General features: G+C 70.3%; 11 protein-coding genes, 1 tRNA gene and 1 pseudogene. 9 read left to right on the top strand and 4 right to left on the bottom strand.

Going from position 1 to position 16,462, the window contains the following annotated elements:
* Positions 1 to 51: 51 nt before the first annotated feature.
* The gene (locus C1N81_RS28730) at positions 52 to 1,677 is read right to left on the bottom strand and encodes a beta-N-acetylhexosaminidase (RefSeq protein ID WP_394433848.1); all 1,626 of its coding nucleotides are present in this window, start codon (positions 1,675 to 1,677) and stop codon (positions 52 to 54) included.
* A 185-nt stretch (positions 1,678 to 1,862) separates the two neighbouring features.
* Between C1N81_RS28730 and C1N81_RS28725 the strand changes: the two genes are divergently transcribed.
* Entirely contained in the window at positions 1,863 to 2,753 is an 891-nt protein-coding gene (locus tag C1N81_RS28725; protein WP_394433847.1) for a DUF4429 domain-containing protein, read from the top strand.
* Positions 2,754 to 2,859: 106 nt separating this feature from the next.
* On the opposite strand, the gene C1N81_RS28720 is transcribed toward C1N81_RS28725, so the two are convergent.
* Positions 2,860 to 4,452 (bottom strand): purple acid phosphatase family protein, encoded by a 1,593-nt coding sequence (locus tag C1N81_RS28720; protein ID WP_394433845.1) that lies wholly within the window; start codon positions 4,450 to 4,452, stop codon positions 2,860 to 2,862.
* Between the two features lie 196 nt (positions 4,453 to 4,648).
* Between C1N81_RS28720 and C1N81_RS28715 the strand changes: the two are divergent.
* Both C1N81_RS28715 and glmS read left to right on the top strand, forming a co-directional pair.
* Positions 4,649 to 4,908, top strand: a pseudogene (locus tag C1N81_RS28715) (hypothetical protein).
* A 35-nt stretch (positions 4,909 to 4,943) separates the two neighbouring features.
* Positions 4,944 to 6,761 carry a glutamine--fructose-6-phosphate transaminase (isomerizing) gene (glmS, locus tag C1N81_RS28710; protein WP_394433843.1) on the top strand — a complete coding sequence of 606 codons (1,818 nt, stop codon included), beginning with the start codon at positions 4,944 to 4,946 and terminating at the stop codon, positions 6,759 to 6,761.
* Positions 6,762 to 6,973: 212 nt separating this feature from the next.
* Here the strand turns inward: glmS and C1N81_RS28705 are convergent, their stop codons facing one another.
* Entirely contained in the window at positions 6,974 to 7,498 is a 525-nt protein-coding gene (locus tag C1N81_RS28705; RefSeq protein WP_394433841.1) for a universal stress protein, read from the bottom strand.
* 1,139 nt (positions 7,499 to 8,637) lie between these two features.
* Here C1N81_RS28705 and C1N81_RS28700 point away from each other — a divergent pair.
* The 3 genes from C1N81_RS28700 (at position 8,638) to C1N81_RS28690 (ending at position 10,780) form a co-directional block, all read left to right on the top strand.
* Positions 8,638 to 9,915, top strand: coding sequence for a GlxA family transcriptional regulator (locus tag C1N81_RS28700; protein WP_394433840.1), 1,278 nt, complete (start codon positions 8,638 to 8,640; stop codon positions 9,913 to 9,915).
* A 78-nt stretch (positions 9,916 to 9,993) separates the two neighbouring features.
* Positions 9,994 to 10,596 (top strand): oligoribonuclease, encoded by a 603-nt coding sequence (gene orn, locus C1N81_RS28695; protein ID WP_394433838.1) that lies wholly within the window; start codon positions 9,994 to 9,996, stop codon positions 10,594 to 10,596.
* Between the two features lie 111 nt (positions 10,597 to 10,707).
* Positions 10,708 to 10,780 (top strand) — tRNA-His (locus C1N81_RS28690).
* A 60-nt stretch (positions 10,781 to 10,840) separates the two neighbouring features.
* Here C1N81_RS28690 and C1N81_RS28685 read toward each other — a convergent pair.
* The gene (locus C1N81_RS28685) at positions 10,841 to 11,899 is read right to left on the bottom strand and encodes a LacI family DNA-binding transcriptional regulator (protein ID WP_394433836.1); all 1,059 of its coding nucleotides are present in this window, start codon (positions 11,897 to 11,899) and stop codon (positions 10,841 to 10,843) included.
* Positions 11,900 to 12,155: 256 nt separating this feature from the next.
* Here C1N81_RS28685 and C1N81_RS28680 point away from each other — a divergent pair, with 256 nt between their 5' ends.
* The 3 genes from C1N81_RS28680 to C1N81_RS28670 all read left to right on the top strand — a co-directional run bounded on the left by C1N81_RS28680 (position 12,156) and on the right by C1N81_RS28670 (position 16,393).
* Positions 12,156 to 13,496: an ABC transporter substrate-binding protein gene (locus tag C1N81_RS28680; protein ID WP_394433834.1), complete on the top strand. Its 1,341-nt coding sequence runs from the start codon at positions 12,156 to 12,158 to the stop codon at positions 13,494 to 13,496.
* 974 nt (positions 13,497 to 14,470) lie between these two features.
* The gene (locus C1N81_RS28675) at positions 14,471 to 15,472 is read left to right on the top strand and encodes a carbohydrate ABC transporter permease (RefSeq protein ID WP_394433832.1); all 1,002 of its coding nucleotides are present in this window, start codon (positions 14,471 to 14,473) and stop codon (positions 15,470 to 15,472) included.
* A gap of 3 nt (positions 15,473 to 15,475) precedes the next feature.
* Positions 15,476 to 16,393, top strand: a complete 918-nt coding sequence (locus C1N81_RS28670; RefSeq protein ID WP_394433830.1) for a carbohydrate ABC transporter permease — start codon at positions 15,476 to 15,478, stop codon at positions 16,391 to 16,393.
* Positions 16,394 to 16,462 lie beyond the last annotated feature (69 nt).

The raw sequence follows: 16,462 nt of genomic DNA, 5'->3' as shown, positions 1-16,462 counted from the left end.
TCGGGAGACGGTCCTCCCGAGCCCCTTTCTCAACAACTCACTTTGTTGGGCTCACTGTGTCGGCCACGGCACCTGCGGCGACTTGTAGTACCCGATGCCGAGCGCGTCCCAGCGGGGCGCCTGCGCGGCGAGCCGCACCTTGTACGTGTCCCAGTCGTGCGTGGCGGCGGGCGACCAGCCGAGCTCGGCGACCCCGGGAAGCCTCGGGAACGCCATGTAGTCCAGGTGCGCCGACGTCGACAGGGTCTCCGACCACAGCGGCGCCTCGACGCCCTTCACCGATGAACTCGGGGCGCCGGTGAGGTAGGTGCCCGGGTCCCAGTCGTAGGAGCGCTGCACCTCCACGTAGCCCGCCCAGGACAGGCCGAGCGGGGTGTCCTTGGTGTACTTCATGTCGAGGTAGGTCCGGTCGGCGGGCGAGATGATGAGCCCGGTCCCGTTCTTCGCGGCCTCGGCGACCTGCGCCTTCTCGGCGGCGCTCGTCCCCTCCGTGCCCCAGTACTGCGCGAGCGCGCCCTTGATCGGCGTGGCGGCGGTGAGCTGGTGCCAGCCGACGACCGTCTTGCCGTACTTGGCGACGATCGGCTGCACCTTGTTCATGAAGGCCACGTAGTCGTCGTGGCTGGTGGAGTGGGCCTCGTCGCCGCCGATGTGGAGGTAGCGGCCGGGCGTGAGGGCGGCCAGCTCCCGGACGACGTCGTCGACGAACTCGTACGTGATGTCCTTGTTGACGCACAGCGAGCTGAAGCCGACCTCGGTGCCGGTGTAGAGCGGGGGCGCGACGCCGTCGCAGTTCAGTTCGGCGTACGAGGCGAGGGCCGCGTTCGTGTGGCTCGGCATGTCGATCTCGGGCACGACCTCCAGATAGCGGGAGGCGGCGTACCGGACGATCTCCTTGTACTGGGCCTTCGTGTAGTAGCCGCCCGCCCCGCCGCCGACCTGCGTGGACCCGCCGTAGGTGGCGAGCTTCGGCCAGGAGTCGACGGCGATGCGCCAGCCCTGGTCGTCGCTCAGGTGCAGGTGCAGCTTGTTGACCTTGTAGAGGGCCAGCTCGTCGATGTACCGCTTGACCTGGTCGACCTGGAAGAAGTGGCGGGAGACGTCGAGGTGGGCGCCGCGCCACTCGTAGCGCGGGGTGTCCTCGATGGTGCCGCCCGCGACCAGCCACGGCCCGGACTGCCTGCTGTCCGCCTCCACCTTGGCGGGCAGTTGCTGGCGCAGCGTCTGGACGCCGTGGAAGAGCCCGGCGGCCTCGCGCGCGACGACGGTGACGGACCGTCCGTCGCTGGTCAGCCGGTACCCCTCCGCGCCGAGCTTGCCGTCCTTGCGGTGCAGTTCGAGCCGGATGCCGTCCCGTCCCGCGTCGTCGGTGACGGGCAGCTTGTAGCCGGTGGACGGGCGCAGGACGCCGGCGAGGTAGTCGCCGACCTTCCGTGCCTCGCGCGAGCCGTCCTCGACCCGGATGCGGGTCGCGGCGGTGATCCGGTACGCGGGCCCGCCCGGGGTGGCCTTCGCGGGCGCGGGCACGATCTGCCCGAGCGGGGTCGCGGCGGCGGGCGCGGTGGGAGAGGCGGCGGCCGGGACGGCGCCGAGGGCCCCGGCTCCGGCGGCGACGAGGAGGAATGAGCCGAGCACGGCCGCGGCGGGCCCGGGAAGCGATCTGTGGTGCGTCCTCACGAACAGTCCCTTCGACGGTGGTCGTTGCGGAGTTCGTCGTACGAGCATGCGTGCGCGGGTGCGCGTACGGGTGCGTGTTCAGGTGTGTGCACAGGTGCAACCGATCGGTCACCATGCGTACCCCCCGTCCCGCGACCGGTCAAGGTGTAGACCACTCCCCGGGGGCCGGATGCCAGAATTGCCCCATGGCGGAAATCATCCAGCGCGACGGTACGTGGACGTTCGACGGCGAGGCTCTGCGGCTCACGCCCGGACGGGACAAGAACGTCAGTCTGCTCCGCAAGACGCTGGGCGAACTCGTCGTCCCGCTGGAGGCGTTGGCGGGCATCTCCTTCGAGCACGGCAAGAAGTCGGGCCGCCTTCGGCTGCGTCTGCGCGACGGCGCGGACCCGCTCCTGCAGGCGTCGGGCGGCAAGCTGACGGACGGCTCGGACCCGTACCAGCTGACGGTCGAGTCGGACCGGTACGGGGTCGCCGAGTACCTCGTGGACGAGGTGCGCAACGCGCTGCTGATCGAGCAGGTCCCGTCGGCCGCCTGCACGGCGTACGTCCTGCCGGGCCCGGCCGTGCCGCTCTCCGTCTCCGCCGGGGACGGCACGGTCAGCTTCGACGGGGAGCACATACGCCTGGAATGGAACTGGAAGACGGACGACGCCAAGGCCGCCGCCGGGGCGCGGATGCTCGCCCTCGGCGACATCGCGGCGGTGGAGTGGCAGCCGGCCGTGGGCCTGGAGAACGGCTGTCTGCGCTTCGTCGTCAGATCGTCGCCGACGAAGGCCCCGCCGAAGTACGACCCGAACTCCGTCGAGCTGTGGGGCTTCAAGAAGGACCCGCTGATGGCCCTTGTCGCGGCGGCCGTCCAGGCCCGGCTTCCGCACCCGGCCGCACCCGCCGCCCCGGCCGTCGCCCCTGCCGCCCCGAAGGACCCGGCCCCGGCGCCGCGGGCCGCCCCCGTCGAGGACGACCACGACGCGCTGCTGCGGCGCCTGCGCGAGCTGGGTGAGCTGCACCGGGCCGGGGTCCTGACGGAGGACGAGTTCAGCGCGGCGAAGCAGGCGGTATTGAAGCGGCTCTAGCCCGAACCAGCCCCTCCGGCGTTTGAGGAGCGGGGTCCGGGGCGGAGCCCCGTGTCGTTCGCCGTCCGACCGCCGGTGGGGGCTGGTCGCGCAGTTCCCCGCGCCCCTATCGGCGTACGCGTCGAGCGATGACGAAACGGTCGATCTCCTCCCCCGTCTCGGCGATGCCGCGCACCGTCAGCTTGGCCGTACGGCCCACCGGCGCCGGTTCCACGTCCACCCGCAGGAACGAGTAGTTGGTGTAGCGCACCCGGGACCAGTCGACGGTGACGGCCTTCTTGGAGCCGTCGGGCTGGACCACGTACGACTGGAACGGGTCGATCTTCTTCTCGTGGCCCTGGTAGGTGTCCTCGACCGGGAAGGCGTACAGGCTCTTGCCCGCCGCGCCCGCCGTGACGTAGACGACGCCGTCGGTCTCCGGGTAGGCGGTGGCGCCGATCGGCAGCTCCTTGGTGACCTTCTCGCCCTTGAGCACGTCGGAGCGCTCGTAGACGTGGTTGTGGCCGTTGATGACCAGGTCGACCGTGTACTGCTCGAACAGCGGCACCCACTCCTTGCGCACGCCCCCCTCCGAGGCGTGCGCCGTGGCGGTGCAGTACGCGCAGTGGTGGAAGAAGACGACGATGAAGTCGATCCCGGAGCCGTGGCGGCGGAACTTCTTCAGCTGCGCCTCGAACCATGTGGTCTGCGTGCCGCCCGAGATGCCGAGGTTGGCCGGGATCTCGAAGGACACGTCGTTGGCGTCGAGCGAGATGACCGCCGTGTTGCCGTGCACGAACGAGTACACGCCCGGCAGGTTCTTCGGGTCCGGGCCGTTGCGCGGCGGCGCGAAGCGGGCCTCCTGGCTGCCGTAGCCGTTCGGCGAGTACCAGGCTTCCATGTCGTGGTTGCCGTAACTGACCATCCAGGGCACGGTCTTGGCGACGGACTCGGTCTGCGCGAGGAACTGGTCCCAGGTCCGCGCGTCGAACGTGTCCGTGGTGCGGCCCGAGCCCGACGGGTCCGCGTACGCGATGTCACCGGCGTGCAGGTGGAAGGCCGGGCCCTGGGCGAGGATCAGGCTGTCGTTGGCGAGGGCGTGGTAGCTGACGCCCTGGTCACCGAAGGCGGTGAAGGTGAAGGGCTGCGAGCGGGCGGGCGCGGTGGTGAACGTGCCGATGGTGCCCGCGAACTTCGGCGACGCCGGGTCGAAGCCCTGGTGGCCGACGCCGTAGTAGTACGTCCTGCCGGGCTTGAGGTGGGTCAGCTCGGCGTGCACGTAGTACTGGGTGTGGTCGGCGCTCGTGCCGACGCCCGCCGGGGTGTACAGCGCGCGGACCTCGGCCGGGATCTTCCGCGACAGGTCACCGGCGTGCGCGCCGACGCGGATGAACGGGTTCTTCACCGGCACGGGCACCTGCCACGACACCGTCATCTCGGTGCGCGGGTCGCTGCCGTAGGCGAGGTGGCGGCCGAAGGGGGCGACGAGCGCGCCGTCCACGTGGTCGTGCGAGGTGCCGGCGCGGGAGGCGGCGGAGGCGGCCGGGGCGGCGGCGTTCGCCGCGCCCGGGACGAAGACGCCGCCCGCGACCGCGCCGAGGGTGACGGCGCCGCCGCGCATCATCGTGCGGCGGGAGAACGTGGAGCGCAGGTACTCGTGCTGCTCGGCGAGGCTCCGGCCGGCCAGCTCGTCGGGTACGCCCATACGGGGAATGTCCATGGCCTGAAAGTTGCTGGGGGCACCCATCTCATGCGGGTACGCCGGATGAACGAGGCCCGAACATACGGCATAACCCGCTTCAAGCCGTGATCATATCGACTCGAATCCTCCGATCCATTGCGCCACTCCGACCATCCCTGCCCGATATCGGGCAGATTTCTTGCGAAAGCCCCGGCGCTGCCCCAGGATCGTCCGAGTGCACGAGGAACTCGTCGATCACCTGACCCCCGCAGCACGCCCCTGGGACGGGGCGAGGCGCTGCGGGTGATCCAGGACGTGCTCGCCTACTTCGACGAGTCGACGGAGGACTACGTCCGTCGCCGCCACCGCGAACTCCAGGCCCAGGGCCAGGTGAACGCGAAGATCTTCGAACAGATCAGGGCGGACCTGCGGTACCGGGCGGTGGCACCGCCGGAGCTGTCCCTCAGACAGCTCCGCCGGATCGTCTACGGCTGACCCACAGTGTGACCTAGAGGGGATCTTTCTAACTTATGTGCGGAATTGTCGGTTACATCGGCAAGCGTGACGTGGCCCCGCTCCTCCTGGAGGGGCTGCAGCGTCTGGAATACCGCGGCTACGACTCCGCGGGCGTCGTCATCACCAGCCCGAAGGCCACGGGCCTGAAGATGGTCAAGGCCAAGGGCCGCGTCCGCGACCTGGAGGCGAAGGTCCCGGCCCGCTTCAAGGGCACCACCGGCATCGCCCACACCCGCTGGGCCACCCACGGCGCCCCCTCCGACGAGAACGCGCACCCGCACATGTCCGGCGACGACAAGGTCGCCGTCGTCCACAACGGCATCATCGACAACGCCGCCGAGCTGCGCGCCAAGCTGACCGCCGAGGGCATCGAGTTCCTCTCCGAGACGGACACCGAGGTCCTCACCCACCTCATCGCCCGCTCGCAGGCGACGGACCTGGAGGACAAGGTCCGCGACGCGCTGCGCCTCGTCGAGGGCACGTACGGCATCGCGGTCGTGCACGCCGACTTCCCCGACCGCATCGTGGTCGCCCGCAACGGCTCGCCGGTCGTCCTCGGCATCGGCGACAAGGAGATGTTCGTCGCCTCGGACATCGCCGCGCTCGTCTCCCACACCCGCCAGATCGTCACCCTCGACGACGGCGAGATGGCCACCCTCAAGGCCGACGACTTCCGTACGTACACGACCGAGGGCACCCGCACCACCGCGTCCCCGACCACCGTCGAGTACGAGGCCGCCTCCTACGACATGGGCGGCCACGACACGTACATGCACAAGGAGATCTTCGAGCAGGCCGACGCCGTCGACCGCGTCCTGCGCGGCCGCATCGACGACCGCTTCTCCACCGTGCACCTCGGCGGCCTGAACCTGGACGCCCGCGAGGCCCGCTCCGTGCGCCGCGTGAAGATCCTCGGCTGCGGCACCTCGTACCACGCAGGGCTGATCGGCGCCCAGATGATCGAGGAGCTGGCCCGTATCCCCGCGGACGCCGAGCCCGCCTCCGAGTTCCGCTACCGCAACGCGGTCGTCGACCCCGACACCCTCTACATCGCCGTCTCCCAGTCCGGCGAGACCTACGACGTGCTCGCCGCCGTCCAGGAGCTCAAGCGCAAGGGCGCCCGGGTCTTCGGCGTCGTGAACGTGGTCGGCTCGGCGATCGCCCGCGAGTCGGACGCCGGTGTCTACGTGCACGCGGGCCCCGAGGTCTGCGTCGTCTCCACCAAGTGCTTCACCAACACCACGGTCGCCTTCGCGCTGCTCGCCCTGCACCTGGGCCGCATCCGCGACCTGTCCGTCGCCGACGGCAAGCGGATCATCGAGGGCCTGCGCAAGCTGCCCGCGCAGATCACCGCGATCCTGGAGCAGGAGGCGGAGATCAAGAAGATCGCCGAGGAGTACGCGGACGCCCGCTCGATGATGTTCATCGGGCGCGTCCGGGGCTACCCGGTGGCCCGCGAGGCGTCCCTGAAGCTCAAGGAGGTCTCCTACATCCATGCCGAGGCCTACCCCGCCTCCGAGCTGAAGCACGGCCCGCTCGCCCTCATCGAGCCGGCGCTCCCCACGGTCGCGATCGTCCCCGACGACGACCTCCTGGAGAAGAACCGCGCCGCCCTGGAGGAGATCAAGGCCCGCTCCGGCCGTATCCTCGCCGTCGCCCACCAGGAGCAGGAGAAGGCCGACCGCACCATCGTCGTCCCGAAGAACGAGGACGAGCTGGACCCGATCCTCATGGGCATCCCGCTCCAACTCCTCGCCTACCACACGGCGTTGGCGCTCGGCCGGGACATCGACAAGCCGCGCAACCTGGCGAAGTCCGTGACGGTGGAGTAGCCACCACGCACGGCGCGGACAGACGAACGGGCCCCATGCGCGCCACCCTGCGCATGGAACCCGTTCCCGCATGGCCGGGGTCGCCCATTACCCCGGCCGCAGCCGCCAGTCGGTCCGCTCCCCCGCGAGCGATACGTACCCTTCACAAGGGCACAAGGCACCTCGTACGGGCGAGTAGGTTCGGTGGGGCCGCGAAGCGCCCGGCCGGGCCGCTACGGGATGACGATGACGGGCCGCTGCGCGCGCCGCGCGAGCCGCCCCGCGACCGAGCCGAAGATCCGGCCGACGAGCCCGTGGGTCGAGCCCACGACGATGGCGTCGGCCGAGTACTCGCGGCCGACCTCCTCCAGCTCGTGGCAGATGTCGCCGCCGCGCTCGACGAGGATCCAGGGCACCTCGGCCAGATACTCCGCACAGGCCAGTTCGAGCCCGAGCACCTCGGTGCGGTGGTCCGGCACGTCGACGAAGACGGGGGGCTCGCAGCCGGCCCACACCGTGGTCGGCAGCCGGTTGGCGACGTGGACGATGATCAGCCCGGAGCCGGAGCGATGGGCCATGCCGATCGCGTAGGCGAGGGCGCGCTCGCTCGACGTCGAGCCGTCGAAGCCGACGACGACACCGTGCTGGAACGCGGGGTCACAGGCGTGACGTGGCTCTTCCGCCGCGAGGGGGGTCTCCGTGGGTTCGGCGACCTGCCGCTTGCGGTCCGCGGGTTCGGGAATCTCGTGACCGGCCATGAGTGTCTCGGCGTGTACTCCGTGGGCCTCTGAATTGAGGGAACGACAACGGACTCGGCGGAGCTGTGTCCGGGAATCATCTTCCCAACCCCATACCCCCAAGGGTACGGCGGCACTCCTCCTCTGCCCAGACTCCGGCCTGCTGCCAGGCCCGCTTCCCACCTGCTGTGGGGTCCCGCTCCGCAGCGTTCAGGGGAGCATGCACGAGGCACGCCCGTATGGCAATGGTTGCTGCCCCGTACAGGCGGTTTGCGCACTCTTGTGGCCCCTGTCCGGGCCGCGCCAAGTGACCGCGGCGGCCGCCGCGCGTTGAACTCCCGAACCGAAGACACAGGGAGCACTCCGTGCCCGGACCGGCCCGCGCGCACCGCGCCGCCACGACGCACCCCCGTACCGACCCGGTACCCGCCCCGCGAAACGGGGCGAACGGTGTAGACGGAGCGGACGGCGCGGACAGAGCGGACAGCGCGGACGCCGTGGTCCGCTGGGCGGCGTTCAGCTGTGTCGTGGTCCCGGTCGTGCTCGTCGGGTACGGCATCTCGGCCGCCGGCACCGCGGGGGCCGCCCTCGGCCTCGTCGCCGTCACAGCGGTCTGCCGGATACTGCTCCGCCGCTCGGAACGTGGCGCAGAACAGTTGCACAGTGAACAGTGCTGCCGCCATCGTGGACGACATGGAAAGAGCGCGTAGGGGGCGCGTGGGGGCGGGCATCGGGCGGATCGGAGTGCGCCGGTGGAGTGACCGGTAGCCGCACACCACCCCGTATATTTTCAGCCAACTTCACGTCGGAGGGCACCCCTTGTCCTGGGGACCCCCCAACCCCCGTTCCACCAGGGCTGAAAGGACCGCGGAGGCCGCTTGCACCCTACGGGGACCGGCCACTGAGGACAGGCGTACTTCCCAGCAACGCCCACGAGTGCAACGCTTCGTGATCGACTGCTTCACGCCACGTTGCCATGTCGACAATGTGCCAGGTCCTTAACTGGTCACGACGGCACCACGGGACACAGTAGATTCGATCATGACTGTCTGATCTGTAGGCGGCGGGGGACTTCGTGCAGGACCGAGGGGAAACGTGCAGGAGCGAACAGCCCGTCAAAGTATTGAGGGAGCCGCGATCACCGAGGGGGGCTTAGCAGGATGAGCCACGACTCCACCACCGCGCCGGAGGCGGCGGCTCGCAAGCTGGCAGGGCGCCGCCGACGAGAGATCGTCGCGGTACTTCTGTTCAGCGGCGGACCCATTTTCGAGAGTTCCATTCCGCTCTCCGTGTTCGGAATCGACCGTCAGGACGCGGGAGTTCCCCGGTATCGGTTGCTCGTGTGCGCCGGTGAAGAGGGACCCCTGCGGACCACGGGGGGACTTGAACTCACCGCACCACACGGACTCGAGGCGATCTCGCGGGCGGGCACGGTCGTCGTGCCGGCCTGGCGGTCCATCACCTCACCGCCACCGGAGGAGGCGCTTGACGCGATCCGGCGCGCCCACGAGGAGGGCGCGCGCATAGTCGGCCTGTGCACCGGCGCGTTCGTGCTCGCCGCCGCAGGCCTGCTCGACGGCCGTCCGGCCACCACGCACTGGATGTACGCACCGACGCTCGCCAAGCGCTACCCGTCGGTCCACGTGGACCCGCGCGAGCTCTTCGTCGACGACGGGGACGTACTGACGAGCGCGGGCACCGCGGCCGGTATCGACCTGTGCCTGCACATCGTGCGCACGGACCACGGCAACGAGGCGGCCGGTGCGCTCGCCCGCCGCCTGGTGGTCCCGCCGCGCCGCAGCGGCGGCCAGGAGCGCTATCTCGACCGGTCGCTGCCCGAGGAGATCGGCGCCGACCCGCTGGCCGAGGTCGTCGCCTGGGCACTGGAGCATTTACACGAGCAGTTCGACGTGGAGACGCTGGCGGCCCGCGCCTATATGAGCCGCCGGACGTTCGACCGGCGGTTCCGTTCCCTGACCGGGAGCGCGCCGCTGCAGTGGCTGATCACCCAGCGGGTGCTGCAGGCCCAGCGGCTCCTGGAGACCTCCGACTACTCCGTCGACGAGGTCGCCGGGCGCTGCGGCTTCCGGTCGCCGGTCGCGCTGCGCGGGCACTTCCGCCGCCAGCTCGGCTCGTCCCCGGCCGCGTACCGGACCGCGTACCGCGCGCGCCGGCCGCAGCCGGGCGAGGCGGGACCCGCGGGGAAGCCGGAGAAGCCGGTGGAGCTGGCCCCGGTGCCGGGGCACGAGCCGCCCGGCCACGGGCCCGTGCCCGCGCAGTCCCGGCGGACCGCGGCTGCGCACGCGCTCGGGGCGCCCGCGGCCTCGATGCCGACGGGTCCGTCCGGGCCGACGAGCCACGGGGAGGGCGGCAGACCGTCGTCCGACGCGTTCGCGCAGGGCCGGGCCAGCCTGCCCGGACAGCGCTCGGCCCCGTAGCCGCCACGAGCGCCACCGGGGCACGAGCCGACGACCGTCGTCTGCCAGCGGGAAGGTCCGACCCGTAGGGTTGGTCGCATGAACGATCGCATGGTGTGGATCGACTGCGAGATGACCGGACTCTCGCTGGCGAACGACGCGCTCATCGAGGTGGCCGCACTGGTCACCGATTCGGAGCTGAACGTACTCGGCGACGGTGTGGACATCGTGATCCGCCCGCCGGACGAGGCACTGGAGACCATGCCGGAGGTGGTGCGCACCATGCACACCGCCTCCGGTCTCCTCGACGAGCTGGCGGGCGGCACGACGCTCGCGGACGCCGAGGAGCAGGTTCTCTCCTATGTACGTGAGCACGTCAAGGATGCGGGCAAGGCCCCGCTCTGCGGGAACTCGGTCGGCACCGACCGCGGCTTCCTGCTGCGTGACATGCCGACGCTGGAGGAGTACCTCCACTACCGGATCGTCGATGTGTCCTCGGTCAAGGAACTGGCCCGGCGCTGGTACCCGAGGGCGTACTTCAACAGTCCGGAGAAGAACGGCAACCACCGGGCGCTCGCCGACATCCGCGAGTCCATCGCCGAGCTGCGCTACTACCGCGAAGCGGTCTTCGTGCCGCAGCCCGGACCCGACTCCGACACCGCGAAGTCGATCGCGGCGAAGTACGTCCTGCCTGCGGAATAACCCGTCGCAGGTCCGCTCGTACGGGGTCCGGAAAACGGGTGCGCGAGCACCCCTTCGGACCCTGTACACTTTTTCTCGGCCGGTCGGAAGAGCGACAGAAGACCGGACATGGTGGGTGTAGCTCAGTTGGTAGAGCACCTGGTTGTGGTCCAGGTGGCCGCGGGTTCAAGTCCCGTCACTCACCCTGATCGACCAAGGGCCCCGGTTCGAGAGAACCGGGGCCCTTGATGTGTGCCGCTCTCTTCTACGACGAGGCGCGGATCACCAGCTCCGTCGGGAGCACCACGTGGCGCTCGGCGCCGCGCCGCACCGAGGAGCGCTTGCCCTCAGCGGCCAGGGCGATCTCGTCGAGCAGCAGCTCGGTGGCGGCCCGGCCCATGTCCCGGGTGGGCTGGCGGACGCTGGTCAGGCCCGGCTCCATGTGGCGGGCGATCACCGAGTCGTCGAAGCCGACGAGGGCCACGTCGTCCGGGATGCGGCGGCCGGCCCGGCGCAGCTCCTGGCGGGCGCCCGAGGCCATCAGGTCGGAGCAGGCGAAGACCGCGTCGAGGTCGGGCCGGCGTTCGAGCAGCTCGGCCATGCAGCGGCGCCCGCCGTCCTCGGTGAAGTCTCCGTAGGCGACCAGCTTCTCGTCGTACGGGATTCCGTCCGCGGCGAGCTGGCTCTCGTACCCGGCGAGGCGGCGCTCGGCGCCGTACACGTCGAGCGGGCCCGTGATGATCGCGACCGAGCGGCGGCCGCGGGAGGTCAGGTGGGCGACGGCGGAGCGGGCCCCCGCCACGTTGTCGGTGTCGACCGAGGGCAGCGGCTCGTCGGCGGAGCGCGGGCCGCTGATCACCGTCGGGATGTCCATCTGGAGCAGCCGGTCCGCGAGCGGGTCGTCGGCGTGCGCGGAGACGAGCAGGACGCCGTCGACCCGGTGGGCGGCCAGGTAGGCGGCCAGGCGGTCCTGCTCGCGCTCGCCGCGGGCGAAGGTCAAAAGGAGCTGGAGGTTGGTCTCGGCGAGGGCGACGCCTACGCCGCCGACCATGCCGGAGAAGTACGGCTCGGAAAAGAACCGGGACTCGGCCTCGGGGACGACCACGGCGATCGAGTCCGTGCGGTTGGCCGCGAGGGCGCGGGCCGCCGTGTTCGGGACGTAGCCGAGTTCGGCGACGGCCTCCTCGACCGCGGCCCGGGTCCGGTCGCTGACCCGCGGCGATCCGTTGATCACCCGCGAGACCGTGCCACGGCCCACGCCCGCCCGGGCCGCGACCTCCTCAAGGGTGGGCCGCCTGCTGTGCGTGCCGTGATGCGCCTTCACTGCTACCTCCAGAAGTCTCAGGCGGAATCTAACAGCCGGATAACCAGACCGAGTTGGATCCGCCCGGTGTCTTGACACCAATCGGCCGAGCGGCGAGTCTCTTCAACACATCACGTGTGGGAGCGCTCCCACCGTATCGGATGCCTACATAACCCGCACTCTCCCCGCCCGAGCCGCATGTAGTAACGAACGGGCCCAGCTGTGCAGTTGGCCGGGGTCAGCGCATCAGATCAGTGAAAGCACATTGGAGGACGCAATGCGCACTTCGGGCAACTCCGGCGGCCGTGCCCGCCGCACCACCATGGCGTACGCCGCAGGGCTCGCCGCGGTGGCACTGCTGAGCACCGCCTGCAGCGCGAGCGACGACGACAGCGACTCGGCCGGGGACAGCGGCGGCAAGATCACCCTGCACGTCGGCACGTTCGGCACCTTCGGCTACGACAGCAAGGGCGCCGACCTCTACGCCGCGTACGAGAAGTCGCACCCGAACATCAAGATCGTCGAGGACAACGTCCAGGACGGCCAGAAGTACTGGGACACCCTCAAGCTGCGCATGTCCCGCAACAGCGGCCTCGCCGACATCCAGGCCATCGAGGTCGGCTACATAGCCGAGGCGACCGGACCCACCATGGCCAACAAGTGGGTCGACATGTCCAAGGCGAAGGGCGCGGACGCCGCCGCGTTCGTCGACTACAAGTCCAAGCAGGCCACCGTGCCCGGCACCGACCAGGTCATCGGTCTCGGCACCGACATCGGCCCGATGGCCATCTGCTACCGCAAGGACTACTTCAAGCAGGCGGGTCTGCCGGACGACGCCGACGCCGTCGCCAAGCTGTGGCAGGGCGACTGGTCGAAGTTCCTCGACGTCGGCGCCGACTACAAGAAGAAGGCGCCCAAGGGCACCTCCTTCACCGACTCCGCGAGCGGCCTCTTCAACGCGGTCCTCTCCAGCCAGCCCCAGCAGTACTCCGACGACAAGGGCAAGCTCGTCTACGACACCAGCCCCGGTGTGAAGACGGCATGGGACCTCTCGGTCAAGGCGGCGGAGGGCGGTTACACCGCCAAGCTGCGGCAGTTCGACGAGAAGGGCACCTGGAACGCGGCGATCAAGAACGGCAAGTTCGCCACGGTCGCCTGCCCGGCGTGGATGACCGGCATCATCAAGGACAACGCCCCCGCGGACCAGGGCAAGTGGGGCATCGCCCTGCCCCCGCAGAACGGCAACTGGGGCGGGTCCTTCCTCGGTGTCCCGAAGTCCGGCAAGCATGTCGCGGAGGCGACCGAGCTGGCCGCCTACCTGACCGCCGCCGCGCAGCAGGAGAAGGTCTTCGGCGTCAACGGCAACACCCCGTCAAACAAGGAGGCGCTCACCGCCACCGAGTCCGCCAAGATCGAGTACTTCGGTGACACCCCGGCGGGCAAGATCTACTCGACCATCGCCCAGGGCATCAAGCCGGCCCCGATCGGTGCCAACGACGGCCAGGTCAAGACGTTCGTGACCGACAACGGCATCCTCGACATCGAGCAGCGCGGCACGGACCCGAAGAAGGCGTGGGACAACGTGCAGAAGCTGGTGGACGACAAGATCGAGCAGTAGCCGTCCCGGCGGACCGGGCGGGGCGAACCCGGGGCCACTTCGACCCCGGGCGGGCCCTGGCTCCCGGCGGGGGGGTGAGGTTCGTGTCCGGGGGGCGGTTGGTTCCGGGCGGGCCTGGGCCCAGCAGGGGTGAGGTCCGCGCCCGGCGAACGTTGGTTCCCGGGGGGCCTGGCCCCAGCGGGGGTGAGGTTCTCGCCCCGGGGGGCGGTCGGTCCCCGGCGGGCCCGATCCCCTGCGGGGGGTGAGGTCCCCGCTCCGGGGTCGGTCGATCCCGGCGCAGGCCCGATCCCCAGCGGGGTGAGGTTCGCGTCCGGGGGGCGGGGGCCCTGAGGGTCTGGTCTCTCGGTACGGGGTCAAGCCCGTGACTCGGGGTCCCTGGCGGGTCCGTCCCCCAGCGAGGGGTCAGGTCCGTGCCCAGGGGCTGGTCGTCCCCGGCGCTCGGTCCGCCTCACGGAGGGGGTGAGGCGGGCAGACACCGGGGCGCTTGCGCCCGGGGTCAGGCGGGCCGGAGCGAAAAGGCACCGGGCACGACGGGTGCCGGACGGGCGCCGAAAAAGCGCCAGCCGGACAGGCGCCGAGCACGGCGGGTGTCGGCCGGGCGGGCGCCGCTTCGGAGGGGCGCCGGGGGTGCGAGTGCTCCGCGTGTGCCTCACGCGGAGCACTCGGAACCGCCCGGCGCGGGCACCACGCACCACCCGCACCAAGCTCGACCGGCGTCCAGCTCAACCCCGCCCGCTGCACCACCGCACCCCGCACCGGACGCACCCCGAGACAACCCCCGCACCAGGCGCACCCCGCACACCGACCCAGCCGCACCAAAGGCACCCCGGGACCACCACCGCGCCCCGCGCCAAACGCATCCCGGCCGCGCTCCAGCTCGGCCCCGCCGTACCACCGCACCCCGCACCACCGTCCCGCACAACGCACAACGCACCGCGCAAGCGCACCACATCCGAACCGGAAGGAACGCCCCCGTGGCCACCTCCGTCAAGGCGGATGCCGGCGGCAGTCCGTCGTCCGCACCGCCCTCCGCCGGGTCGTCCCGGCGGCCCGAACCCTCTTCCTGGCGCAGCAGGCTGTTCCGCTGGGACATGAAGGGCTCGCCGTACGCGTTCATCACGCCGTTCTTCCTCTGTTTCGCGGCCTTCGGCCTGTTCCCGCTGATCTACACCGGCTGGCTGTCGCTGCACCAGGTGCAGCTCGGTGCCGAGAGCGACGCGAAGTGGGTCGGCTTCGGCAACTACAGCTGGCTGATCGACAGCGAGTTCTTCTGGCGCGCGCTGACGAACACGTTCACCATCGGCGTGATATCCACCGTTCCGCAGCTGCTGATGGCCCTGGGCCTCGCGCATCTGCTCAACTCGCATCTGCGCGGCCGCGCGTTCTTCCGGATCGCGGTGCTCGCCCCGTACGCCACGTCGATCGCCGCGGCGACGCTGGTCTTCGCCCAGTTGTTCAACACCGACTACGGCATGATCAACTCGCTGCTCGACGTGTTCGGTCTCGGCCCGATCCGCTGGGACTCCGACAAGTGGTGGGCGCAGATCGCCATTTCGACCATCGTGACGTGGCGCTGGACCGGCTACAACGCGCTGATCTACCTCGCCGCGATGCAGGCCGTGCCGAACGACCTCTACGAGGCCGCCTCGCTGGACGGGGCGTCGCGCTGGCGCCAGTTCACCAGCGTGACGATCCCGTCGATCCGCCCGACGATCCTGTTCACGATCATCGTCTCGACCATCGGCGCGACCCAGCTGTTCGGTGAGCCGATGCTGTACGGCGGTTCGGTCGGTATCGGCGGCGGCAGTGGCGGCCAGTACCAGACCCTGTCGCTGCTCATGTACCAGACGGGCTGGACCAACAACTCGCTCGGCCGGGCCTCCGCCATCGCCTGGGTGATGCTGCTGATCCTGCTGCTGATCGGCGCGATCCAGGGGCTCGCGGCCCGTTACAACGCCAAGAAGCTGGGAGGCTGATCCATGACCGTCCAACTCCCGGCGCCCGTCCCCGCGACGTCCGCCCCGCTCGCGGCGGCGCCCGCGCGCCGCCGCCGGTTCGGCCCCGCCGCGGGCGACCAGCGCAAGGCGGGCTGGCTGACGTACGTACTGCTGGCCGTGGCGGCGTTCGTCTCGCTGTTCCCGCTGTACTGGAACGTCGTCGCGGCGTCGCACGACGCCACGCGCGTGCAGCAGGCGCCCGCGCCGCTGCTGCCTGGACCGCATCTGCTGGACAACCTGTCCACGGCGTGGAACCAGGTCCACATGGGTGTGGCGCTCATCAACACCACCGTCGTGGCGAGCGTCATCAGTCTCAGCACCGTGCTCTTCGCGACGCTCGCCGGTTTCGCCTTCGCCAAGCTCCAGTTCAAGGGCCGCAATCTGCTGCTCGCGCTGGTCGTGGCGACGATGACCGTGCCGCCTCAGCTGACCGTGATCCCGCTGTACCAGATCATCACGGACCTGAAGTGGACGGACACCCTCCAGGCCGTGATCATGCCGTCGCTCGTCGCGGCGTTCGGCGTGTTCTTCATGCGGCAGTTCCTCGTCGAGGCGCTTCCGGTGGAGCTGGTCGAGGCGGCCCGGGTGGACGGCGCGAACAGCCTGCGGATCATCTGGCACGTGGTCTTCCCGGTGGCCCGGCCCGCGATGGCCGTGCTCGGGATGCTCACCTTCGTACAGGCGTGGAACGACTTCTTCTGGCCGTTCATCGTGCTCACCGACACCGGTACGCCCACGCTCCAGGTCTCCCTCGCGGGCCTCGGCGCCGGGAACCACACCGTGGACACGGCCGTCGTGCTGACCGGCGCGCTGATCTCCACGGTGCCGCTGCTCGCCGTGTTCGCCCTGCTCGGCAAGCACATCGTGGGCGGCATCACGGCGGGCGCGGTCAAGAACTGACCCGCGCGCCCCGACCCCAGCACCGTCGAGAACTGACCCGCGCGCCCTTCGCGGCCGCGGCCAAGGACT

This window comes from Streptomyces sp. SGAir0957 (assembly GCF_043523415.1).
This window is presented reverse-complemented; position numbering and strand designations above follow the sequence as displayed.